Here is a 24,781-nt window from a genome sequence, read left to right on the forward strand (position 1 = left end):
GTTCATTTCACACCTCCGGTTTGCTTGCCTTTTTCAACTAATTCAACAAACAGCTCTTCTAAGCGGTTTGCTTTATTACGCATCGACAGTACTTGTATGCCTTGCTCATTTAACTGAACAAACACGCTGTTAAGCCCTTGCTCTTTCGCCACATCCACTTCTAATGTATGGCTGTCAGTTAAGCGGCACTCAACACCGTTAAGCGCTGGCACTGCGGCTAAATCATCTTTTAAATCCAGCACAAAGGTTTCAATATTTAAGCGGCTTAATAGTGACTTCATGCTAGTACACTCCACCAGCACACCTTTATCGATAATACCGATATTGCGGCACAGCATTTCGGCTTCTTCAAGGTAGTGGGTGGTAAGAATAATCGTCACACCTTGCTGATTTAGATCGGTTAAGAAAGTCCACATCGAGCGACGCAGCTCAATATCAACTCCCGCAGTTGGCTCATCAAGAATTAACAACTTTGGCTCATGCATTAATGCGCGAGCAATCATCAAACGGCGCTTCATACCGCCTGAAAGCTCACGTGCAGGGCTATTACGCTTTTCCCATAAATCCAGCTGCGATAAATATTTTTCAGCACGCTCAAGGGCTACATCACGCTTAACGCCGTAGTAACCGGCTTGATTCAACACAATCTGCTGCACTGTTTCAAACTGATTGAAATTAAACTCTTGCGGCACTAATCCAATACACAGCTTAGCCAGCTCTAACTCCGAGTCGATATCATGTTCAAACACCGACACCTTGCCAGACGTTTTTTGCACTAACGAGCTAATCACGCCAATTGTGGTCGACTTACCTGCACCGTTAGGGCCTAAAAGAGCGAAAAAGTCACCTTTATTGACCGTTAAACTAATGCCTTTAACCGCTTCAACTCCACCTTTATAGGTCTTTTTAAGCGAGTCAATAACAAGGGCTGCTTGAGAATTTGCCATGGTTATTTCAATCCGTCTGAAAGATATAAAAAACTCCCGCAGTGCGGGAGTCGATAAGGTCATTACGCATTAAAATAAGCATTCAAACGAGGTACGCTAAACTTTCCTCTTTAAATGCTCAATTTAGATGGTAATTAGTCCTCTAATGGAACAACTTTAGCGATGTAAGGCAGATTACGATACTGCTCCGCATAGTCGATACCATAACCTACGATAAACTCGTCAGGAATAGTAAAGCCAATAAAATCAACTGGTACGTCAACTTCACGGCGCTCTGGTTTATCTAAAAGCGTACAAAGCGCAAGGCTCTTAGGCTCACGTAGTAACAGCATGTCACGCACTTTGTTCAAGGTATTGCCAGAGTCAATAAGATCTTCAACAATCAGTACGTCACGCCCCTGAATTTCAGACTGTACGTCTTTAAGGATTTTTACGTCACGGCTGCTAGTCATAGCGTTGCCATAGCTTGATACCGACATAAAGTCGATTTCAACATGACCTTTAATACGTCTGCAAAGATCTGCCATAAACACAACAGAACCTTTTAACAGACCTACCATTAATAGGCGGTCGCTATCGGCATAATGAGCATTGATTTGCTCAGCCAAAATATCCAATTTTTGATCGATCTCTTCAGCAGTGATCATCACTTCAGTGGTGTGTTTCATATAACTCTCAGTAGTCGATGTCGCTAACGTTATGCTTGTCATAACCCCAACGATTCGTTAGTGCATGGTTAACGCCCAGATGGTCAAGAATTCGAGCGACCATGAAGTCTACCAGATCTTCAACCGATTTGGGATTATGATAAAAGCCTGGTGCTGCTGGCATGATGGTGGCGCCTAACTTAGAAAGCGATAACATATGCTCTAAGTGTATGGCACTAAAAGGAGTTTCGCGAGGAACCAAGATTAATTGGCCGCGCTCTTTTATTACCACATCGGCAGCTCTTTCGAGCAAATTATTACTCATGCCTGTGGCAACCGCTGCCAATGTGCCTGTACTACAAGGGCAAATCACCATCTGCTTCGGTGCCGCAGAGCCTGATGCTGGCGGTGAAAACCACTCCTCCTTGCCCAGTACAATAAGCTCACCAGCGACTTCACCAAATTGAGCAAGCAATTGCTCTTTGGCTTTTTCACCATTGGCACTTAATTGTAAGCCTTGCTCGGTCGCCAACACGACGCGCGCTGCAGAGGAGATCATCAAAAACACCTGATAATCGCTTTTTAATAATATTTCCAGCAGCCTCAAGCCATAAGGTGCCCCTGACGCACCAGTCCAAGCCAAGCTTATCGACTTTTCTGCTTTACGATATTTAACGCTCATGGTTGATTATTTACCTTGCTGACTACGTAACTTACTCAGCAGTTTTTGATGCAAACCACCAAAGCCACCGTTACTCATAACAATAATAGTCTCTCCGGGCTCAGCTTGAGACGCGACTTGGTGAACTATCTCATCTATGTCGTAGCGCACTTCAACCGGAATTGACCCGCCAGCCATTGCTGACTGAATGTCCCAATCAATATTGCCAGCTTGATACAAAAACGCCTTGCTCGCTAAGCTTAGCGAATTAGCTAAAGTGTCTTTATGCACACCGCTTTTCATCGTGTTAGAGCGAGGCTCTAAAATAACGGTGATTTTACCGCTACCTACACGAGCACGCATGCCACTTAGCGAAGTGGTGATTGCTGTAGGGTGATGAGCAAAATCATCATACACCTCAACACCAGCAATCGTATCTAATAGCTCCATACGGCGCTTTGGCGGCGCAAACTGCGTTAACGCCTCAATGGCCGCTTGAGGTTTCACCCCAACATGGCGCGCAGCAGCAATCGCCATTACTGCGTTTTCAATATTGTGCTGGCCAATTAACTGCCAATCCAAAATGCCCTGCGACTCACCATCAAAGAAGACTTCAAACTTATGGCCATCATCCGTTAAATTCACGGCGTACCAGCCATTTTGATTGGCTGATAAATGATATTGCTCTTGCTCGCTCCAGCAGCCCATATCAATCACTTGCTGCACACTGCTCGCATCAGCAGGCCAAATGATTTTGCCTTCACCCGGGACGGTACGTATTACGTGATTAAACTGACGTTGGATCGCTTTTAAATCATCAAAAATATCAGCGTGGTCAAACTCTAAGTTATTTATCACTAAGGTGCGTGGCTGGTAATGGACGAACTTGGAGCGCTTATCAAAAAATGCGCTGTCGTATTCGTCTGCTTCAACCACAAAGAAAGGCGAGCCACCGAGACGGGCCGATACCCCAAAGTTTTGCGGTACGCCACCAATCAAAAATCCAGGCTCATAACCACAATCTTCTAAGATCCATGCCAACATACTGGAAGTTGAGGTTTTACCATGAGTACCAGATACGGCTAACACCCAACGCTGCGGCAGAATATGCTCAGCTAAAAACTGTGGACCAGAGGTATATTTAAGGCCGCGATTTAATACCGCTTCAACACAAGGATTACCGCGACTCATGGCATTGCCAATCACAACCAAGTCTGGTGCGTCATCTTCATTTGTGCCTAATTGAGATGGGTCAAACCCTTGAATAAGCTCAATCCCCTGCTCTTCAAGCTGAGTGCTCATTGGCGGATAAACATTGGCATCACTGCCCGTAACCTTGTGCCCTTCAGCTCTAGCCAGTAAAGCTAAGCCGCCCATGAAAGTGCCACAAATTCCTAAAATATGTACGTGCATACCGTCACTCTGATGAATGAAAAATCTGCCTAATTCTAACCAATTCCGCACAATATTGTCAGTTAACTCGTGTTTAATATTCGCTAATCACAGCGGTTGCCAATATGACATGCTCTTAGCCAGTGTTGAAGCCTATCGCCCGTCAGCGCCAGTTCACACTTTTTAGTAAAAATTTGACAAATAAATGCGTGTTATCACCTTGTGTAACACCCACTATTTAAGCAATCAGTCACATACGGTATAACTGCATCGAAAAGGCTACCACGCCGGTAGTGCTTCAGCTGAAACTGGCTGACTAACTGAGAATGCCTAAAAGGACTCCACGCTATGTTTTTCATACATATGCTCTTGTTGTTAACTGTTATTTTTGTGGGGATCCGCCACGGTGGTGTGGCCTTTGGCTTACTTGGGGGCTTGGGCGTATCGATTCTTGCTTTTGTGTTTGGCATTGCGCCAGGAAATCCGCCTATCAACGTGATGTTGATTATTTTGGCAGTTGTAGCAGCCTCTGCCACCCTAGAAGCCACTGGCGGTTTAAAACTGCTAGTACGCTACGCCGAAAAACTGCTGCGTAAACACCCTAACCAAATCGTATTTCTCGGCCCACTGTGTACTTACTCATTAACGGTTTTAGTCGGTACTGGCCATTCGGTTTACCCGCTATTGCCGGTAATTTACGATGTTGCTTACAAAAAAGGCATCCGTCCTGAGCGTCCCCTTGCCATTGCTACCGTTGCATCGCAAATGGGGATTACCGCCAGCCCAATTGCAGCGGCAGCAGCCGTAGTGATTGCCAGCTCTATGGAAAACAACCTTGATATTAGTCTTATTGATGTGCTGCTCGTCACCATTCCATCGACTCTAATAGGTGTACTTGTTGCCTCAACCTGGAGCCTTAATCGCGGTAAAGATCTCGATAAAGACCCTGAGTTTCAAGCGCGCTTACAAGATGAAGATTTTAGAAATAGCCTGATTGATACTGAGTCAGACAGCAGCGATAGCGCTAAGAATGACAGCACTGCTAAGAAAGGTTTAAGCATCTTCTTACTGGGTATTTTGTCGGTGATTGCGCTGGCAATGTTTGGCGACCAACTACTACCAGAAGGCGTGAAGATGTCGGTCGCCATTCAGTTTATGATGCTATCTGTGGGCGCGATTATCTTATTAGCGACCAAGATTGACCCGAAGAAAATCGTCCACAGCAATGTGTTTATTGCAGGTATGACGGCAGTGATTATTATCTTCGGTATCGCGTGGCTAAGTGACACCATTATTGGCCACCACAAGAGCTACTTGATTGAATCAGTCAGCGATATTGTGCACGCGCACCCTTGGTCATTTGCCATTGCTATGTTTACCGCTTCGGTATTTCTAAAAAGCCAAGCAGCAACCTTAACCATTATGTTGCCACTGGGCTTCTCGTTAGGCATTCCTGCGCCAGTATTAATCGGCGTTTTACCCGCTTGTTATGCCTACTTCTTCTTCCCATTCTACCCAAGTGACCTAGCGGCCATTAGCTTTGACAGAACTGGGACAACGCATATTGGTAAGTACATCGTTAATCACAGCTTTATTATGCCGGGCTTTATTGGCGTCATCACAGCTACAGTTGTGGGTTACGCTATCTCAATGATGATTAATTAACTTACCATTTTAATCACAGAGCTAGCAGCTTTAACGGTTAAATAGCGGTAAAGTACAGGCGCCAATATGGCGCCTTTTTATTGTTCATTTTCTAATAAGAGTCCATCCAATGAGTCAGCCATTTTCATTAAACGATAGCCAGTTGCTAATGGACATTATGCGCCTTCGCCGTGACGTTCGTGGTAATCACTTTTTAGCGACGCCAGTTGATGACAGCGTGTTAGATAAACTGCTTGAAGCTGCCCTGCACGCTCCATCGGTGGGTTATTCGCAGCCTTGGCAGTTTGTGGTAGTTCGCGATGACACGATTAAGCAGCAAGTACATCAGTCCTTTACCGCCGCCAACAGCGCTGGTAAAGCGCAATTTAGCACTGACAAACAACTTCAATACAGCAAGCTTAAGCTTGAAGGTATACTCGAAGCGCCCGTTAATCTAGCAGTGTTTTATCAAAACCAAACAGCTCCAGTACTTGGGCAAACCAGCATGCCAGATATGGGACGCTTTAGCGTAGTGTGCGCCATTCAAAACCTATGGCTTATGGCGCGTTCACTCAATATAGGTGTGGGCTGGGTAAGTATTGTTGACCCAGAAGCTATAAAACACGCGGTGGATGCACCAGCTAGCAGCGAGCTGATTGGTTATTTGTGTATCGGCTATGTGGATGAGTTCTTAGATGAGCCAGAGCTGAAAACCGCCGGCTGGGCAGAGCAAAAACATAAGCAAGATGTGGTGTTTCAAAACAGCTTTAATTCAGCCGAATAAAAAAATTAAAAAAATAAAACCCTTTTTCAAAACGGCTGCGTTTATACCAAACAAGACGAGCAAATAGCTTAGTCATCTACTCATTGTTTGGAGCTTTTATGAAATCATCAATTATCGCAGCCGTTATCTCTACTGTTATTGCATCAACTTCTTTCGTTGCTAGCGCCCAAGCCGCCGATGTCGACTTTGCTCACCTAAACACCATAGGTACCAGCGAGCTGACAGTTAAAGCTGATATGGCTGAAGTGAACGTTGAAGTGGTGATTAAAGCTAAAACCGCACAAGAAGCAAAGCGTGGATCAGATAAAGCCGTTGCTAGCTTTTTAGCCCGCCTTGAAAAAGCCGGCGTTGATAAATCACTTATTCAAAGCGCTAATATCAATTTACAGCCGCAATACCATTACGAGAAGAACAAGCCTAATCAGCTTATCGGCTACAATGCCAATCGCCGCATTACTGTCACGGTAATGGATCTTGCCAAGTTAAATAGCATTCTTGACTCAGCGCTTGAGCAAGGCATTAACCGCATCAATAACATTGCACTTAAGTCGAGTAAAGAAGCTGAGTATGTCGAGCAAGCACGTATGGCAGCGATTAAAGATGCGCAGCAAAAAGCCAAAAGCCTAGCTGAAGGCTTTGGTGAAGAGCTAGATGGCGTATGGCAGATCAGCTACTTTGAACAGCGCCCTATTCAACCTGTTATGCTACGCATGAATTCAGAAGCAAAAAGCTTCGATGCAGGCCAAAGCTATCAACAAGGGCAAGTGATGATCAAAGATAGAGTCGAAGTGACTTACCGTTTGAAATAATCACTTGAAATAGCCGCTGCAATAGCAAAACAGCAACAAAAAGGCTTACCCAAAAGGTAAGCCTTTTCAATGCAAACAACTAGCAAAAGATTTATAAAATATAGCGTACGCCAATGGCCACACCGTCATCTTCAGTTAATTGCTGTGCAGCTTCCTTAGCTGGGTCGCGACTAGAAAAATCGCTGAAGTCTTTACGTGCTTCAAGGTACATCACCACGCTGTTATCCCAGTAATAATGCACGCCTGCAAACGCAAATTGGCGCTTAAACACGTCACCAGGGTGCACTCTTTCGTACTCGTCACCCGCTTCTAGAATATTGTATGAAGCCAAGATCTTAACGTTGTTGTCAAAGTAGTAAGACACTAAAGACTCAAGCCCGACCGCATCTTGTAAGAAGCGACCTAAATTATCAGTATCGTGATATTCATTGGCATTGACGTTAGCTGCGGCATAAAAACCATATTGATCCCAGCCGCCCCAGCTTATGCCTGCACCATAAATATAGTCCGTTTCTTTAAGCACTCTGCCACTAGCGGTGGTCGCCATAGGCTCACCAGTATTACCACCAAGGGTTAACACCAACATATCCGTCGCTTGATAGGTTAGGCCAATGCCGTAAGTATTATCATATTCTGTTTGTACTAGGCGATTCGGATTGCTTGAACCATCATCAGGGACATCAGACACGCTATTTTTCAGCTGCATCTGCACCGCCAAACTAAAATCACCAAAACTGTTACGATACTGAATGATTTTATCACCGCGGCCAACACCGTTAATGGCACCGTCAGACTTGTTATAGGTATAAGTCCCTGAAGCATTGCCGTCCCACACCATGCCGTAGTTGGTGTTATACACCACGTCATACCATGCGCCCCACTGCTTACCAATAGATACAGAACCGTAATCGTCGTGGCTTAAACCAACATAACCGAGGCGATTATTAAGAAAGTCACCACTTTTAGTTTCAAAATTACTTTCACTACTGTAAGAAATGGTGCTGTTACCAAATGGGTTAACACCCCATTCCAACTTGACGTAGGCTTTCCAGTCTTGAGACATATTGCGGGTAAAGGCAAAGTTAATTCGTGAGCTACCGTTTACGACCTCTGTCACCCCTTGGGTGTCGATAACACGGGCATCAACATAGCCACCAATATCAAATACGTTCTTATCGTCTTTAAATACTTCTACTGCATTGCTGGCTGGTGTAAAAGCCAATGCCGTGAAAGGAACCAGTGCTAGCGCTTTTTTCATGGGATCTCCAACCTTGGGTATCAATTCATCAATCCGTTTTGCAAATTTATCGGCTCAACTTGATTGAGCAGAACGAGTCATTATCAGCTTCATCATTAAATTCAGTCATCACTAAACAAAAACATAGCAAACAACTGACTTAATACAAGTCGTCGCAGCCAACAGCCTTGAGCGAGGAATGAAAAGCCTTGAGCTGAGCCAAAAGCCTTGAGCTGAATATAAGAGCCCTGAGCAAGAAATAACGGCTCTGAGCTAGAGCTCAACGTAAGCATTCACAAGCTAAACTTAAACAGCCTTGAGCCGAACGTAAATAGGCATTAAACCGCCGATTTTGAGCGAAAGTGATAATGTTGAGCGAAGAATAAATAACTTCAATCAATAACAGCGGGATAGTCAAATCAAGAGGAGCTGGGATAAAACACAAAGGAATGACCTAATACCAATTGCTATAAAACACTAGCGGCTCCCACGTTTGGGAGCACGCTGTAATATCAGGCTTAGATTTTCTCCAGCATTTGCGGCTCAAACTGCTCAGGCGTAATCGTCAGTCCAAGTGCAGCGATTTTGTCATTTAACTGGTTAAGATCACTTTCAACGGTAGCCAAAGTTAAGGTGTTATCGTCTAGGGTATAAACCTGCTTTAAGCTAGCAAAGTAAAAACTAAGAATAATAAAAGCCGTTGGCTCGTTGCGCTCCGCTGCCTGTTTTATTTTTGCCAGCTTACGGTAAATCTGATTATGCAGCTGTTTTAATTGCCAAACGTAGTACACCTCTTTTAAAAAAGGCTTTTGCTTTTGGCTGTTTAATACTGCGCTACACAAGCCCAGCGCTAAAACCACACCCATCACATTAAGATGAAAATTGCCGGTAGACTCGCCACTAGCACTAGGTGGAGCGCCAAAAAAGTGAATGAGAATCGCGCCAAAAACTAAAGCTAAAATCGCTAAACTGGCTACAAACCCCATAATCACTAAGTTGGTATTTTTGCGATAGGTTTGTTTATCAATGTCCATTAACTGCATAACATATCTCATTAATTTATCGTTATTAATACACTCACTTACACAAGCTTATCATTGATTAATAAAGCCTAGATGAAAAACCGTAAGCAAAAACTAAATACTTCCCCAGTTAGCAAAGTGGCAATCGGCATATAATCGTGGCAACTTACACAAGCTAATATAAGCCAAAGCTCAACAAGCCATAACCGATATAGCTCACAACTTTGGTTATATTTTGACTTAGCAGTAAAAACATCTAGACGTCTAAATTGACAGACGTCTTTCGATCTCATATCCTCTCATCTATTGAGATGTACCATTCTATGATTTAGCGCTAGCTAATGAGTAGTTTGTTCCAGCTAGGAGGGCAATGGGAACAATGGTTCAAAGACTGATTGAAGATAAGAGAGATAACATTGACGACTTCCAGTAATGCCCCAGAAGCCCAAAAAGCTGCCGCGACAACGGCTCCATCATTTTTAGCCCTAACGCCACTATTTCTATTTCTAGCGCTATTTATTGGTGCTGGCGTTTATTTTCAAAGCCAAGGCGTAGACTTTGCGTTTTATCAATTACCAAGCGTAGTGGCAATTTTACCCGCCATTATCTTTGCTATTTTGATTTCAAAGCAAAAGCTTAACCAATCAATAGAAACCTTCTTAAACGGCATTGGCCACTCAAATATCATCGCTATGTGTATGATTTATTTGCTGGCGGGTGCATTTGCTTCAGTAGCTAAAGCCACAGGTGGTGTTGACGCCACTGTCGCCCTTGGTCTGTCTTTAGTGCCATCAAGCCTATTGCTACCAGGCTTCTTTGTGATTGCCGCGTTTATCGCAACCGCAATGGGTACCTCTATGGGTACAATTGCAGCAGTAGCACCTATTGCACTAGGCGTTGCTAACGAAGCGCAAATTGACTTAGCCATTATGGCTGGCGCCGTGATCTCAGGTGCACTATTTGGTGACAACCTATCAATTATCTCTGACACCACCATTGCAGCCACCCGTACTCAAGGCTGTGAAATGAAAGACAAGTTCAGAGAGAACCTGATTTTCGCCATTCCAGCTTCAATTATTACCTTAGTGATTTTCACTTTAGCAGGCCAAGGCCAAGCTGATGTTGCAGCGCAGGAAGTCGACTTTGTAAAAGTGATTCCTTACCTAACCATTCTGTTTTTAGCCGTTGCCGGTCTTAACGTGTTCGTTGTACTAACCATTGGTATCTTGCTAGCAGGTGTTACCGGTCTAGCGACTATGGATTACGGCGTAATTCAATTTGGTAAGGATATCTACGCAGGTTTTGGTAGTATGCAAGAAATCTTCATTCTGTCTATGTTAGTCGGTGGTTTAGCCGCACTAATGCAGCAACAAGGTGGTCTAGCATTTGTTAGCCAGCAGATTGAAAAGCTTATCAGTCGTTTCTCTAAAGCCAAAGGCGAAGCATCTTGCCGCGCATCAGAACTAGGCATGGCTGCAATTGTTGCTACCACTAACACTTGTGTTGCTAACAACACAGTATCAATTGTGGTTACTGGTGACATTGCTAAAGATCTCGCTCAAAAACACGGCGTAACACCTAAGCGTGCAGCCAGTATCTTGGATATTTTCTCTTGTATCATTCAAGGTCTAATCCCATACGGTGCACAAGCATTATTGGTTGCTTCAACCTTTGCTATATCGCCACTAACGGTTGTTACCCACGCTTGGTACTGCATGATCTTAGCGGTTGTAGCTATTGCGATTGTGATCTTGCGTAAACGCAATTAATCAGGCAGGTTTGGCTATATAAAACGTTAGAGGAGTACATCTAGGTGTACTCCTTTTTTGTTTAACGCTATAGCAAGGGCTCTCATGGACGAAACACTGCAAAATCAATCAATACGCAATGATCATCACCGCTTCATTGTCGTGCTTATTTTTCTCGGCGGTTTGATTGCAGCCGTTGGTGTATCGACCTCTGTTTGGCTTGAATATCAAAATATTGGCTGGCAGGTCATTAATCTGCGCACCGATTTTTTAGGTGACTACACTTACACCCGCTACGCCTTTATCTACAACATCTCTTTGATGGTGGCAGGCTTATGCATCATGTTGTCCATGGTCAGTTTATTACTGTTAAAGCTGGGCTATTTTAGCCACTACTTGGCCTGCATAGGGATTTTTGTCGGCCTGTGTGTGATCTTAATGGGCATATTTCCAATCAACTATCTATGGCCGCACCGACTAGTCTCCACCAGCTTTTTAGTCGCTACAGTAGTGATGTACTTTTTGTGCATTAGCGATAGGTTTAACCCAAACTCAGCCTGCAGTTGGCCAGTATTTTTTATCAGTGTTTTAGGCTTCATTGCATCGTCTGGGCTTATTTTTCAGTTAAACTGGCAAACCTTAGATTTTGATCCATGTGAGCAACACCATCTATGGGATCATTACTGTTTAATGACCATAACCTTGTGGGCACAAACAAACATAGTGATGTTATGGTGCCTTGGTCACGCATGGAGCATACGCCAAATGGCCATTAAGAATCATTTAGAACTTTCTCAGCGCTATTTCGCTGCAGAGTAATTACTCACATTATGAGACTCGCAAAATACCTAGCTTTAACAGGCTGCTGTTCACGCCGCGCTGCCACCCGCTTAATCCGTGACGGCTTAGTTCGAATCAACGAACGTGTAGCGACTCATGTCGACACTGTTACCCTTACCGACACTGAAAACGGCCAGCAATGCGCTGAAACCATCTATGTTAACGACGAGCTAATTGCCGCCGTCGAAGCCAAAGCCTATTGGCTATTTAACAAAGCCGTTGGTACAGATAGCCGCTTATTAGCTGACTTACCTTGTAGTTTATTGCACTTATTACCCAGCTCTCCAAGGCTTTATCCCATAGGCCGTCTTGATAAAGACAGCCGAGGTTTATTGATATTAACTAACGATGGTGAGTTAACCCATAAGCTAATGCACCCAGATTTTGGTCATGCTAAAACTTACCATGTGCAAGTTGACCGCCCATTTGATGATGCTTTTCTTACCAGCATGGCCGCTGGTGTAAACTATAAAGATGTCACCACTTTACCTTGTGTGATGAGCCGTTTGGATTCTGATAAGTATCAGATTACTTTGACTCAGGGGCTTAATCGTCAGATCAGGCGCATGTCGCAAGCTTTGGGCTTTAAGGTTATCGACCTTAAACGCGTGTCGATTCAGAGCTTGCAGTTAGGGGATTTGCCTGAGGGTTGTATGCGACCTTTGAGTTCCGTTGAGCTAACGGAATTGTTAGCTTCTGTTGCTTAGGGTTTAGGTTGAAGTTAACCATTAAACTTTGTCTTACCAAGCTGCGCTTGAGCTTAAAGTTAGACCTCGTCTAACAACTAAAGTCGTGGCGCTTCGCCCACACCCGAGTCAAGGGGGAAAACGCTTGTCCCCCTTAACAAACCCTCAGCGCCCCAGACGAAGTTGTTAATCCTCAGTTATTTTCGACAATCGCTATCCCCTCATATTCGCCATCCATGGCTCACCTAAGGCTACCTCGGCATCCATACCTCGCTCACGCGGCTAATGTTTACAAGAGTTCTTCAATAACCTAGGCAACTTCGATGGGGAATAGGTGTTTTCTGTTAGCCTGCAAAGTCATCCGGCTTTTGATGTGATAACTAAAGACTGTTCCAACTCGCTTTTGGACAGAAACACGTTAAGGTATCTGGTCTATCAGGAGTGACTTAGATGAGGCAAAGTATCTCAATTTATCTTATTCGCTCCGACCCCTTTGCCTTACCTTTGCCCCAGTTATTTTAATGAAAGTTGAAGCTTTTTGATAAAAGCGCTTCCATTTTTGTCAAAAGGTAAGACGACTCTAATATCCGTATGAACAGTTGGATCTGAAATGTCATCGAATATTTCCTGAATAAGTTCTATCATATGCTCAATGTCATTATGCTCAAACTTTAAATCCAAGGGCTTTACGCCCATCAATGTGCTTAAATCATTGTGAGCAAGTAACTTTTGTCGCCACCGCTTTATCCCCGTAGACTCATAGATACCTTTTAACCCATCAAGCTTCACATCCAACTCTGGGCAGTTACATTGTTTGATTATATGTGCGAGTGATAGATTCTTATTGTTTCCCGTTTCAGCAGGATCTAGTAAACAAGCAATGCTCAAACATAGTTTTTCTACATATGCTCTTTTTATTCTATTAAAAATCAAGTCATTGAATTCATTTAAAGTATCTACTGATTCTTGAGACGTAAATAAATCACTATATACCGTCAAATCGATACACAAGTCAGTAAAGTAGTTCTTTATCACTTTTAGCTCTTGCTGATTTATCTTGGAACGATCAAATTCCACACGATGCGGTAAAGGCAAACCATTAGCATTGCAGAACTCGTCAAAAGACGAATATCTTGAAATTTCAGAATCATCCTTTCCTACCAAAATTTACTCCTTACAGTGAATAGCAACCATACAATGGCCACTTTGTAGCAATACAAAAATTTGGTCAATCACAGTGTGCCAGTATTTGTCTATATTCGCGCAGCTACATCGTTTTTGAAAGAAAGGAAAGAAAGAGGTCGGAGCTAATTAGCAACTAATACGGATAATGAACTAGCCTTATAGCCATTACTCCGAATCACCAGAATTATGCTTGTCTAAGTCAGTGTAGATACGGCCGTGACCGTCCATGACATGGACGTCATGGCCGAGCTTACAAGGATGTATTTATAGCGTGTCACGGCAGTATCTGCACATACGCCCGCTGCAGGCGATTGGTAGCTATGAAGCTAAAACATAGAGCACACTTCCCCGTAGCCACTGCTTAAAAAAAATGTAATCAACCTTCATTCCAAGGTTAGCCCACATTGGCCAAACAACTAACCCCAAGCACCTTGGGTAACAACTCTTGTAGTTGAGCATCTTTGATATAGCCCCTAAGGTAACTCACCAAATTACCCTGCTCATCGAGCAGCAAGGTTATTGGTGTGGCGGGTAACTGCCCAACCTGTTGCATCATAGTGGGGCCAGCCTCAAACCCATCAAAGTCTAGATGCATCTTCCATAAAGTCTTTTTCAAACTTGAACGGTCTGCGTTGGCGCCCATGGCAACAATGTTTACCTTGTTATCACACTGAGCTAATAAGCGATTAAACGCCTTGCCTTGCTTAAAACACCAAGGGCACTCTGGCTCAAAAAACATCATTAAACTCGGCTTACCTTTTAAGTGGTCAAGCGTACTCACTTGACCACTTTTTAAATTAGCATGCTCAAACCCCAGCAGTTCTAGCGCTTGTGATTTGGGAGTCATAACCACAAGCCCTAGTAGTAACAGCGCTAGCTGTTGACCTCTCCATTTACTGCTGGGGTTAAACATAGTAAACCTCGTTAATCGTGTATGTTAATCCAGACTACTAACCCTGATTAGAAGGTTGCCTTAAAGCCTGCATAGACTTCACGGCCACGCAGTGGTCCCCAGATGTAAGCAACATCGTAACCACCGCTGGCATCAAAGAATAACGGTGTTTCACCTTCGTTCACTTGGGTGTAATCAAATAGGTTATTTACCCCTGCATAAAAGTCGATATTGTCTGTTACTGCTTTAGTTACTTTCAGATCAAGCGTCCAGTAAGATGGTGCATCAGTTGATTTTTTCGAGCTTTGGATCACCGCTCCAGAGCTGTCTACTTGGTTATATCCTTCATAACCGTATTCACTCAAATCACGGCCGCCAATCCATACTAGATTGGCAAAAATGTCCCAACCATGAATTAAGTAATCGGCATTTAACGTCACACGCTCTTCTACAGGTGCTAAAGAGTAAGAGGATTTAAAGGCATCATCATAAAAGAAGCCTTCAGCGGTAAAGTTAAGGGTTAAGTCGTCAGTCACATCATAACCAAGGGCAATATCGGCTGTGGTAACAGAGGCTTTTTCATCAAGCTGGCTGAGTAACGGCACGCCATTATCTGTCTCGCTTAACATGGCAAGGTTTTCAACTTCGGTCCAAGCTAACGATGTAGTCATTGTTAGTGCATCACCGCTGTAGCTTAAGGCGTAAGTCGCTGAGTTTGAACGCTCAAGCTCTTCAATATCGATTTCAAAACCCAATTCGGCATCTAGTACGCCATGGTCTGTTTCAAAGAAAGATAACGGCGCACGATAACCTCGACCAGCCGATAAACGAGAGGTCCATTCATCGCTATGGTTGTAACGAATATCAACACGTGGGGCTAGAATCGACTGGTCAATTTCAACACCGTCTTTTTTCGGGTCAATAAAGTCTGCTTTAACATGGTCGTAGCGTAATGCCATAGCAATCTCTAGTTCGTCAGTTGCTTGCCATGTGTCTTGCAGATAGAAACCTAGCATGTCGTAATCAAATGAATCTGATACGTAGTCTTGATGTCCCTCACCGCTTGAGCGTGAGCGCATCTCTTCACTGCGGTTATCAACACCAAAGGTTAATAGGTGTGAATCATTTAGGTAGTAATTAAAGCGTGCATCTAAATACAGCATGGTGTCTTCAGCGTAGTACTTAAACCCTTCATAGAACGAGTCTTGAGTATGGTCTGAGTAACTGGCAGAGAGGGTCATATTGAGATCGTCATTTAGCTCACGTAGCCAGCTTAGCGATAACTCGTCACGCTGAGTATGGATCCACTCAGTGGTTTCCCACGCTTTACCGACAAAGTCGTTGCGCACGTCGTTACCAGCAAACAAGGTATCAGAGTCGACACCGTCGTAACTGGCTAATACACCGCCGGCACTGGTTGCAGTGCCATCGGCATATTCTTTACCTAGCATTGGGCCACCAAATATCTCTGAGTCGACATTTGAATAACGCACAATGATGTTGTCTTTATCGGTTAAATCGTGTGACAGGCGCATCGTTAAGGTGCGATTGTCTTGCGATGGCGCTTCGTTAACTAAGTTGTTATCTTCATCTACCTGATCACGACTATCAAACTGGCCAATCAGTGTTACTCGCGTCGCGCCATCATCACTAATACCTGTACCCAATAAACCAATTTTTTTATTGCCGTTCTCACCGACAGATACATCAACCGTTGCGCCATTTTCTTGGGCAGTCTTAGTAATAATATTGATGGTACCGCCAATAGACTCTGGGGCAATTAACGATGCACCTGCACCACGGGCCACTTCAATGCGGTCAAGTCCGGTTGTTGGAATCGCATCTACTGCGTAATAACCAGCAATCATGGCGTGTACAGGTAAACCATCAACTAAAATAGTGGTTTGCTCACCACGTAATCCGTTAAGCATAATCCGCTTAACGCCACACATAGAACACTCGTTAGAAACCCTAACACCTGGGGTATTATTGATTGCTTCTGTTAGGTTAACCGCATTCTTATTGTCCATAAGCTCTGAGCTAATGACTTCTGTTTTCATGATGCTGTCAGACAGTACACCAGACTTCTCTAGCCTTTGCCTTACGCCACGCACTTCAATCTTTTCTATTGGCTGCACAGCAGCGCTTTGCTCATTAGTGCTTTGCTTTATTTCTTTTTTGGTATGTGCAATAGCGTATGAAGATTGTGTCGCAAGTAACACTGCTAGAGCTATTGAGGTCTTTTTAAACATTCGTCAATCTCTTATTACTTAATATCGTTTTAATAACTTACTTTACTAACAGTAAGAATGAGGTCGATGAAACAGTAATGATAATAATTATCATTAGCAATATATTTAATTAAGTAGTAGCAATTGATTTACAAATATCCGCCGTTGATCACAAAACGCTTGAGCCGAGACTAATTTAGGCCGGCAAGTATTAACATCCAGCCATTTGAATTTACTAATGCGTAAAACTGAAACAGTAAATGCTTCCCTAAAATAAAATAGTCTGTAGTGCAAGCGATGCATAGTTAGAGTTACAAATCCAAACAAAAACTATTAAATACAATTGGATATGGTGAATTCCAATTTAAAAAACATCCAAAGTAATAACAGCAACAACCTTTAGCATTAATACTGGCTAATATTTAAAAATAGTTAGGGATACATAGACAAATAGCCAACAACATTAATTAGACAAACCTTATTTAAATAATAAAATCCTAATATTTAAATGTCGCACGCTATCAAATATAAGCTATTGAGTATTGAGTATTGAGTATTAGCTAATAATATTCAGCACTTGTTGATGCTCGCTTTATACTGCAGAGAAAAATCTTACCCTGTTAATACGCATTGGCCGTTCAAAATGGTAGATCAAAAAAGCCGAAACACTTTCATGTTTCGGCTTTAATACACAAAAGACCAAGTTCACCTTGGTCTATATGACTAGTTGATTAATCAACGATTTCCATTTCTTCTAATAGGTTATCGGCATTATCAAGATACTTCATTACCCATAGCATATAACGGCTATCCACTTGGATAGAACGGTTAGTCTGTGGATCGTAACCCCAATCACCAATGATACTCTCGTACACACCGTCAAATAGCAGACCCACAAGTTCAGCGCGACCATTTAAGGTAGGTGAACCTGAGTTACCACCAGTGGTATCAAGGGTTGATAGGAAGTTAACCGGTACAGAGTCGAGTGATTTCACGTAGTAATCACCGTACTGCTTATTAGCAATAAGCTCTAACTGCTTCTCTGGTGCATTGAACGGCTCAACACCTGTGTCTTTTGCCAATATGCCTTCTAGGCGGGTAAACGGCACAGCTTTAAGGCCATCTTCTGGTGAGTAACCTTTCACATGACCCACTGTGACACGTAGGCTTGAGTTAGCGTCAGCATAAACTGGCTTACCTTGTTCACGGTTATAGGCAATGATCGCATCCATATACTGTGGACGCACCTTCATCAAATCACCTGCTAACTGTTTTTCAGCCTTTTCACGCTTCATGCGCTCGTCATAAGTCGCAACTGCGTACTGAATAAATGGGTCCTTTGACTTTTTAAACTCAGCAACTGACTTATCCATCCACGCTAGGCGGGTGTCTTTGTCAGACAACTTAGTGTTGGCGTACATCTTATCTAACGTCTTGTTAAATTTCGCCATGTCGAACTTGTTGCCGATACCAAAGGCTTTATCGAACGCTGGTAAACGCTGATCTTTTGGTAGTGCAGCGTAACGGCTAATTAAGTCTGCCAGTATGGCTTTATCAACACTTGCCGCATAACGGCGCTCGATACGCTCCATACCTGAAGTAAAGCGAGTCATATCACGCTCTTGATAGCCCGGCTCACGCTGCATATCTGGTAGTGCTTTTTCATTAGCTAAACGGTACAAGCGATCAGCTGTGCTCATCATAGTACTGTAACCCATGTAGCTTAATAGCAAGTCACGCTCTTGGCCTTGCTGACCTTTAGCAATCAGCTTATCAAGCTCAGCTAGCACCTTACCGTATTGCTGCTTACGCTTGCTGTCGGCGTTAATCCAGTTAGCTAAGTCTTGTTCTAAACCTTTACGGTCATCAAGCATGGTTGATTTACCGTAAAACTCGATCATCGAGGTGAAGTTTTTGGCGTAGTTTGCTAGGCCAGCAATCGCGCTTTCATACTTAATACGCTCATCACTGCCTTCTGGTGCAGTATTTTTGATGATCTCGATAATGCGCTCACGCAAAATCTTACCTTCTGGATACGCCCACTCAAACTGGTTTTCAACTTCGTTAGCAGTGCGGTAGCGGTTGGTGCGGCCTGGGTAGCCTGCAACCATCACAAAGTCGCCTTCGCTGACGCCTTTAGCTGATACTTTCAAGAAGCTTTTTGGCTCGTATGGCACGTTGTCTTCGCTATAATCTGCTGGCTTACCATCTTTTGATACGTAAGCACGGTAGAAAGCATAATCACCGGTGTGACGTGGCCACATCCAGTTATCGATATCGCCGCCGTACTTACCTACGCTCAATGCTGGAGTGTAAGTTAAGCGTACATCGCGAATTTCTAATTGCTTAACAAGGTAATACTCTAGACCGCCATGAAAGCTATAAACCTTACAGCGGTAACCGTCTTCTTTTTCACACTCAGCAACTAAGCTCTTTTCCTGTAGCTCAATGCCTTTATAAAACGCATTACCTGTCGCGCCATCAAGGCCATTTTTAACCTTGTCTGTTACATCTACTACGCTTTCAGTCACATACACACGTGAGCCCGGTGTTGCTGGTAGCTCATCGCTAAACGACTTAGCTAAAAAGCCATCACGCAGTAAGTTATTTTCAGGAGTAGAGTTGTATTGAATTGAGCCATAAGCACAGTGATGGTTAGTCACCACTAAGCCCTTTGGCGATACAAATGATGCAGTACAGCCACCTAGACTAATTACTGCATTCATCGGGAACTCGGTCAGTTTTGAAATTGAGTTAGCGTCAATTTCTAATCCCTTTGTTTTTAGCTCATCTGCCATTGCAGGAAGCTGATGGGGCTGCCACATACCTTCGTCAGCTATAGCGCCAAAAGAGGTCGCGATAGCTGCTGTTAAAAGCCATTTTTTCATTTTAATAAGTCCATTTTTTATCTCTTATTAAATAGTTTTATTAAGAGTATTTTTAGAATTTTTGTTGATTGCTTGTTCTTCACCGCAGCTTAAAAGCCTAGGCTTGTACTGATTGCTATTACATCAGATTATGAGAATCTATTTGGAGGCTTAAAACAAAAAAGCCGAGCCAATATTTTCATATTAGTGCTCGACTTTATCACATGAGTCGCAGGGAACAACAGCCTATGAATTACTCTCTTACAAAGCTGTTATCAACCACTGTTATTGCAGTTTTACACTGACATTATCAATTACAGTGCTACCCATAGCTGGGCAAGAATAATGGTTAAACCCGCAAGAGCGGCTAAACCTAGCGCTGTATTACCACCACAAACTTGGTAACCACCTAAGTTCTGCTTACGCTGGCGAAGCGCCATCGCAATCGGCAGGAAGATAATCATCACCACCAATGGAATAGCAGCATAACCTAACACCTTGTAGAAACCGTCTGGGTAGTAAAGTGCACAAAGTAATGGCGGTACAAAGGTTAATAACCAAGTTTGCGCACGACCAAGGGCGTTTTCTTTAGCGCGAGTCAGTTCGGCAATATAGTCAAACAAGCTCATGGTCACACCTAGGAATGAAGTCACCAATGCCAGGTTAGCGAACAGATCGATAAACTGCTGCAAAATGGATGATTCAGCCACGCCTTGTAGCGCTGAAACTAACTGAGGTAAAGAGCCATCGAAAGCATAAACGGTTTTGCCGCCTAAGGTACCTAAGGTCACCATTAACCACAGGATATAGCAAACAAGTGGGATGGTTGAGCCAATAATTAGTACTTTACGCAGTGACATAGCGTCGCCATCTAAGTAGCGCACAATTGTTGCGATACAGACATGGAAACCAAATGAGGTGAATACAATTGGGATTGCCGCTAACCAAAGATTAGTCAAATCACTACTGCTGACCATACCCTCTGTTGAGTCACGCATCATCAGGCTCATATCGACTTCTGGCAGCAGGTAAGCTACCACAATCACTAACAGCGCAATCATCGAGGTGAACAGTACGCGCGATACTTTATCAATCCAGCGTACGCCGACAGCAATCAAACCACCAAAGATCGCAGTAAAGATGAGTACCGCAATTTGGTTGTCCATCTCCATACCAACAAGGTCCATCTTTGATTCAAGCAGCGACGAGCCGCCCATTAGATAAACCATGGTTAATGCGAACAGTAAACTTAAGAAAGATGCACCTTGAAACAGTTGACCAACACGACCTAAAGTCTTGCCGGTAATCGAGTGCATATTAAGTCCGACACCAGTACGTAGGTTGATTTCAAGCATCAAGAGTGAGGTGTAAATCGATACGCCCCAAATAGCAACCAATAGAAGTAAAGCGGGAATGGTACCTAATGAAGCTGTTGCTAAAGGCAAAGCCAACATACCGCCGCCAATTGCTGTACCAGCAACGATGGCAATTGAGCCAAGTATTTTTGAGTTCACAAAATTGTCCTGTTAAATTTTATAATTTATTTTTGTAGGTCAGATTTAGAACGACTTTGAGGGAGAGAATTTTGCAAGTTAACAATATCAATAACTGCCCCCAATCGAATCTGGTCATCATCGACCTTAAAGATTCCAATTGGCCCCAACGGCTAGTTAAATAAAACGTGTATTCACCTTATCAACTTAGCCACTGAGGCTGGATAAATCGTGGAAAATACTGAGTGAATTGCTTCATTACGGCTCTTTCTCTAAAAAATGACTGTCCCGACATTAACAGCAGTATTCCCTGCGGGCAAGCCTTCTAGGGCACTTAAAATCAACTCGGCACGACTCGTTAACATAGATGTAAAGTTTAAGCGACAGCTACGTTACTTAGTCCTAAATTACCAATTAATTTATTGCACTCTTTGGCTTTAGCGTTGAAAAAAACAGCGTAGTCGTTATAATGCGGCCTCTCGCTTCGGGGGAGTAGCTATCAGTAACATGACAACACAATAGACTATACATTGTGACTGTTATCTACTGAGTATGTATCAACATAATTGGCCACATGCCATGGTACATACAGCAGATCAAAATATCGATTTTGATCTTGCCCAGCAAGACCTGAGCACCGCACCTCTTAAATTTGGGGAAGAGCTGCTGTGCTTAGTTATTGCTAATAAGTCCCCATTACAGGATTAACTCTTGGAAGCACTGCTCGCCTCAACCTTTACCGTAGCCATTGCCGAAATCGGCGACAAAACTCAATTATTAGCACTGATTTTAGCTGCGCGATTCAAAAATAAAACCGCCATTATTCTAGGTATTTTTCTATCAACCTTAGTGAATCACTTTGCTGCCGCTTGGTTAGGGCAATGGGCAATATCTTGGATAAGCCCAGATGTGGGACGCTATTTAGTCGCCGCTTCATTTTTTGCGATTGCACTGTGGGTGCTGATCCCTGATAAAGTCGATACAGAAGAAAGCCGCTTTTATGCCATGGGGCCTTTCTTAGCAACCTTTATCTTATTCTTTATTGCAGAGATGGGCGATAAAACCCAGATAGCCACTATGGTGCTGTCGGCAAAATATGATGCCTTAGCAATGGTAGTACTTGGAACGACACTGGGCATGTTAATCGCCAATGTGCCAGTTGTTATTGCTGGTCACTTTAGCGCTGAAAAGCTACCACTTACTTGGATCCACCGCGGCTGCGCCGTATTGTTTGCACTGCTAGGTGTTGCGACCTTGATGTTTTAATCATGGTTAATCTTAGCTAAACGGTTAAAAGCAAAAAGGCAAAACAGTATAACTGCTTTGCCTTTTTTGATGTCGCTTACTTAAGCTTAATGCCTGCTAATGCAGAGTTAGCTAAGTTACATGCCTAGTGCAGTTTTAACACGTTGGCCGTAACCACTATCAGCAGCAGTAAAGTGTTCTACCATCTTCAGCTGCGTAGCTTCGCTAACTAGACTCAAACTACCAACGATATTAGCAATCAAGCGCGCTTTTTCATCTTCTGGCAGTAAACGATACAAGTCACCAGCTTGACTGAAATCATCTTGGTCGTAACGACTGTAGCGGTCAGCTTCGCCATCTAAACGCAGTGGTGGCTCAGCAAATTGCGCTTGGTCTTGTAGGCCGTCAAAACTGTTTGGTCCGTAGTTTCTGCTTGCATCACCACCTGTTTGGCTACCAGAGAATGGACATTGTGTACCCGCCATTGCTCCGCCACGCTGATGATGATTAGCTGTTGTTGCATGTGGGCAGTTAACAGCTAACTGGTTGTAGTTGGCACCAATACGGTAGCGTTGAGCGTCAGCATAAGCGAACAAACGTGCTTGCAGCATCTTATCTGGCGATGCCCCTACACCTGGTACCAAGTTGCTTGGCGCTAGTGCCACTTGCTCAACTTCTGCAAAGTAGTTTTGCGGTAAACGGTTTAGCTCTAACTCACCAATTTCAATCAGTGGATAATCAGCGTGTGGCCATACTTTGGTAAGGTCAAACGGGTTGATCTTGTAAGTATTAGCCTCAGCTTCTGGCATGATCTGTACTTTAACGGCCCACTTAGGGAAGTTACCGTCAGTAATCGCTGCCACCATATCGCGCTGTGACGAATCAGGATCAATACCTTTAAGGATATCCGCCTGCTCAGCTGTTAAGTTAGCAATACCTTGCTTAGTCTTAAAGTGGAACTTCACCCAGAAACGCTCACCTTCTGCGTTCCAGAAAGAGAATGTGTGTGAACCAAAACCATGCATTTGACGGTAGTTAGCTGGAATACCACGGTCTGACATCAATACTGTCACCTGATGCATAGCTTCTGGATTTAGTGCCCAGAAGTCCCACATTGCATGTGGATCTTTCAGGTTTGTCTGTGGATTACGCTTCTGGGTATGGATAAAGTCTGGGAACTTAATACCATCACGTAAGAAGAACGTCGGCGTGTTATTACCTACGATATCGTGATTACCGCGAGTCGTGTAAAAACGTAGGCCAAAGCCGCGTGGATCACGCTCTGCATCAGCAGAACCCATTTCACCACCAACTGTAGAGAAACGCACAAAGGTTTCAGTCTCTTTACCTACACCGTTGAAGTGGTCAGCGATTGTGTACTCGCTCATATCGCGAGTTAGGGTGAACTTACCGTAAACACCGGTACCTTTGGCATGCACGATACGCTCAGGGATGCGCTCGCGGTTAAAATGCGCTAGCTTCTCAATAAGGTGCCAATCTTGCAGTAATAGTGGACCACGCTCGCCTGCTGATAGTGAATTTTGGTCATCACTGATTGGTGCGCCATTTTGTGCGGTAAGAACTCGGTTTTGCTGACTCATAAATTACTCCTCACCTTGGCTAGCTTCGAGCCAAGTTTCGATTAAATCAAATACGGTGGCCATGGTTTACCCCTAATCTGCGATACGCTATGGCAATGCGGCTACTTGCCGCTTGTCGATGTGGTAAGAATAAACACCTTCCACAAAACAATAAAACGATTAAAGACGATAAGCTTAAACTAAATTACAGATTAAAGGAGGCGGAAAGATGGTGCTCAGTAAACTTCAATTTAATTAAGAGCTTGCAGATTAGTGTTGAATTTAATTAACAGTATTGATGCTAATCAATAAATAAAATGTTCAGGTTTAATCACCAACAAGTTTTAAGTTTGTGAGTTTTAAACACTAGAAATCAACGATTTATTGAGAAGAAAACAGAGGATAACTCCAGAAGGTAGTGTTTTTACTCTATTTACATTTGTAAAAAAAGGGAAGAATGAGTCATTTCTTCCCCTAATTGGTTATTTTTTATAATTCTGTGGTGTCATTAATTTGTGAATCCGCTTTATAAAGCTTCACTAGGTAATAGGCGTCAATCAACACAATAAAGAAATTTACCAGTGCAACCGGAATGGCATCAATGGCTAAGCCATAAGCCACAAATAGCGCAGCACCAATTAGGTTCCACCAACGTAGCTTTTTAATGTTAGACATCATTAGCGATATCGCGACGACGACCGATGCTAGGTATCCTACCCATTCCCATATTGTTGCGTTATCCATCGCTTCCCCCTATTTATTGCCATGCTTTATCGGAGCAGTTTTTAGCCACATCACTAGCTAATTCAATAACCGATACTCGAAACATGACTTTATTATGATCAAAAAACCAACAATAAAACAGGGTTAA

The 24,781-nt window shown here is 43.4% G+C and carries 20 protein-coding genes; 7 read left to right on the forward strand and 13 right to left on the reverse strand.

Annotated features, from left to right (window positions below; all coding sequences use genetic code 11):
• Window positions 1-2: 2 nt before the first annotated feature.
• The 4 genes from MSG37_RS08090 to mpl all read right to left on the reverse strand — a co-directional run bounded on the left by MSG37_RS08090 (window position 3) and on the right by mpl (window position 3,668).
• Window positions 3-947 carry an ABC transporter ATP-binding protein gene (locus MSG37_RS08090; protein ID WP_248470082.1) on the reverse strand — a complete coding sequence of 315 codons (945 nt, stop codon included), beginning with the start codon at window positions 945-947 and terminating at the stop codon, window positions 3-5.
• Window positions 948-1,081: 134 nt separating this feature from the next.
• On the reverse strand, window positions 1,082-1,615 hold the full coding sequence (hpt, locus tag MSG37_RS08095; protein WP_248470083.1) for a hypoxanthine phosphoribosyltransferase: 534 nt from the start codon (window positions 1,613-1,615) through the stop codon (window positions 1,082-1,084).
• A 7-nt stretch (window positions 1,616-1,622) separates the two neighbouring features.
• Window positions 1,623-2,276: a flavin prenyltransferase UbiX gene (locus MSG37_RS08100; RefSeq protein ID WP_248470084.1), complete on the reverse strand. Its 654-nt coding sequence runs from the start codon at window positions 2,274-2,276 to the stop codon at window positions 1,623-1,625.
• A 6-nt stretch (window positions 2,277-2,282) separates the two neighbouring features.
• The gene (mpl, locus tag MSG37_RS08105; protein ID WP_248470238.1) at window positions 2,283-3,668 is read right to left on the reverse strand and encodes a UDP-N-acetylmuramate:L-alanyl-gamma-D-glutamyl-meso-diaminopimelate ligase; all 1,386 of its coding nucleotides are present in this window, start codon (window positions 3,666-3,668) and stop codon (window positions 2,283-2,285) included.
• Window positions 3,669-3,995: 327 nt separating this feature from the next.
• Here mpl and MSG37_RS08110 point away from each other — a divergent pair, with 327 nt between their 5' ends.
• The 3 genes from MSG37_RS08110 (at window position 3,996) to MSG37_RS08120 (ending at window position 6,884) form a co-directional block, all read left to right on the forward strand.
• On the forward strand, window positions 3,996-5,312 hold the full coding sequence (locus MSG37_RS08110; protein WP_248470085.1) for an anaerobic C4-dicarboxylate transporter: 1,317 nt from the start codon (window positions 3,996-3,998) through the stop codon (window positions 5,310-5,312).
• A gap of 109 nt (window positions 5,313-5,421) precedes the next feature.
• Window positions 5,422-6,075: a 5,6-dimethylbenzimidazole synthase gene (bluB, locus tag MSG37_RS08115; protein ID WP_248470086.1), complete on the forward strand. Its 654-nt coding sequence runs from the start codon at window positions 5,422-5,424 to the stop codon at window positions 6,073-6,075.
• Between the two features lie 98 nt (window positions 6,076-6,173).
• On the forward strand, window positions 6,174-6,884 hold the full coding sequence (locus tag MSG37_RS08120; RefSeq protein ID WP_248470087.1) for an oxidative stress defense protein: 711 nt from the start codon (window positions 6,174-6,176) through the stop codon (window positions 6,882-6,884).
• 91 nt (window positions 6,885-6,975) lie between these two features.
• Here MSG37_RS08120 and MSG37_RS08125 read toward each other — a convergent pair whose 3' ends face one another.
• On the reverse strand, window positions 6,976-8,142 hold the full coding sequence (locus MSG37_RS08125; RefSeq protein WP_248470088.1) for a porin: 1,167 nt from the start codon (window positions 8,140-8,142) through the stop codon (window positions 6,976-6,978).
• Window positions 8,143-8,639: 497 nt separating this feature from the next.
• Window positions 8,640-9,164: a DUF3087 domain-containing protein gene (locus tag MSG37_RS08130; RefSeq protein WP_248470089.1), complete on the reverse strand. Its 525-nt coding sequence runs from the start codon at window positions 9,162-9,164 to the stop codon at window positions 8,640-8,642.
• Between the two features lie 395 nt (window positions 9,165-9,559).
• On the opposite strand from MSG37_RS08130, the gene MSG37_RS08135 reads away from it, so the two are divergent.
• The 3 genes from MSG37_RS08135 to MSG37_RS08145 all read left to right on the forward strand — a co-directional run bounded on the left by MSG37_RS08135 (window position 9,560) and on the right by MSG37_RS08145 (window position 12,438).
• Window positions 9,560-10,912, forward strand: coding sequence for a Na+/H+ antiporter NhaC family protein (locus MSG37_RS08135; RefSeq protein WP_248470090.1), 1,353 nt, complete (start codon window positions 9,560-9,562; stop codon window positions 10,910-10,912).
• 84 nt (window positions 10,913-10,996) lie between these two features.
• Window positions 10,997-11,710: a hypothetical protein gene (locus MSG37_RS08140; protein WP_248470091.1), complete on the forward strand. Its 714-nt coding sequence runs from the start codon at window positions 10,997-10,999 to the stop codon at window positions 11,708-11,710.
• An 11-nt stretch (window positions 11,711-11,721) separates the two neighbouring features.
• The gene (locus MSG37_RS08145) at window positions 11,722-12,438 is read left to right on the forward strand and encodes a pseudouridine synthase (protein WP_248470093.1); all 717 of its coding nucleotides are present in this window, start codon (window positions 11,722-11,724) and stop codon (window positions 12,436-12,438) included.
• A gap of 492 nt (window positions 12,439-12,930) precedes the next feature.
• Here MSG37_RS08145 and MSG37_RS08150 read toward each other — a convergent pair whose 3' ends face one another.
• From MSG37_RS08150 to MSG37_RS08170, 5 genes are all read right to left on the reverse strand, one after another.
• Window positions 12,931-13,581 carry a hypothetical protein gene (locus MSG37_RS08150; protein ID WP_248470094.1) on the reverse strand — a complete coding sequence of 217 codons (651 nt, stop codon included), beginning with the start codon at window positions 13,579-13,581 and terminating at the stop codon, window positions 12,931-12,933.
• Between the two features lie 415 nt (window positions 13,582-13,996).
• Entirely contained in the window at window positions 13,997-14,449 is a 453-nt protein-coding gene (locus MSG37_RS08155; RefSeq protein ID WP_248470095.1) for a redoxin domain-containing protein, read from the reverse strand.
• A gap of 113 nt (window positions 14,450-14,562) precedes the next feature.
• The gene (locus MSG37_RS08160; RefSeq protein ID WP_248470096.1) at window positions 14,563-16,746 is read right to left on the reverse strand and encodes a TonB-dependent receptor; all 2,184 of its coding nucleotides are present in this window, start codon (window positions 16,744-16,746) and stop codon (window positions 14,563-14,565) included.
• A 710-nt stretch (window positions 16,747-17,456) separates the two neighbouring features.
• On the reverse strand, window positions 17,457-19,613 hold the full coding sequence (locus MSG37_RS08165) for a S46 family peptidase (protein ID WP_248470097.1): 2,157 nt from the start codon (window positions 19,611-19,613) through the stop codon (window positions 17,457-17,459).
• Between the two features lie 293 nt (window positions 19,614-19,906).
• Complete coding sequence (locus MSG37_RS08170) at window positions 19,907-21,106, reverse strand: aromatic amino acid transport family protein (RefSeq protein WP_248470099.1); 1,200 nt, start codon at window positions 21,104-21,106, stop codon at window positions 19,907-19,909.
• A gap of 690 nt (window positions 21,107-21,796) precedes the next feature.
• Between MSG37_RS08170 and MSG37_RS08175 the strand changes: the two genes are divergently transcribed.
• A complete protein-coding gene (locus MSG37_RS08175) occupies window positions 21,797-22,351 on the forward strand; it encodes a TMEM165/GDT1 family protein (RefSeq protein WP_248470100.1) in 555 nt (184 codons plus the stop codon).
• Window positions 22,352-22,467: 116 nt separating this feature from the next.
• Here the strand turns inward: MSG37_RS08175 and katB are convergent, their stop codons facing one another.
• Window positions 22,468-23,931, reverse strand: coding sequence for a catalase (katB, locus tag MSG37_RS08180; protein WP_248470101.1), 1,464 nt, complete (start codon window positions 23,929-23,931; stop codon window positions 22,468-22,470).
• A 468-nt stretch (window positions 23,932-24,399) separates the two neighbouring features.
• Window positions 24,400-24,654: a hypothetical protein gene (locus MSG37_RS08185; protein WP_248470102.1), complete on the reverse strand. Its 255-nt coding sequence runs from the start codon at window positions 24,652-24,654 to the stop codon at window positions 24,400-24,402.
• Window positions 24,655-24,781 lie beyond the last annotated feature (127 nt).

The sequence above is a fragment of the Shewanella sp. 1CM18E genome (assembly GCF_023161665.1).
Taxonomy (GTDB): Bacteria; Pseudomonadota; Gammaproteobacteria; order Enterobacterales; family Shewanellaceae; genus Shewanella.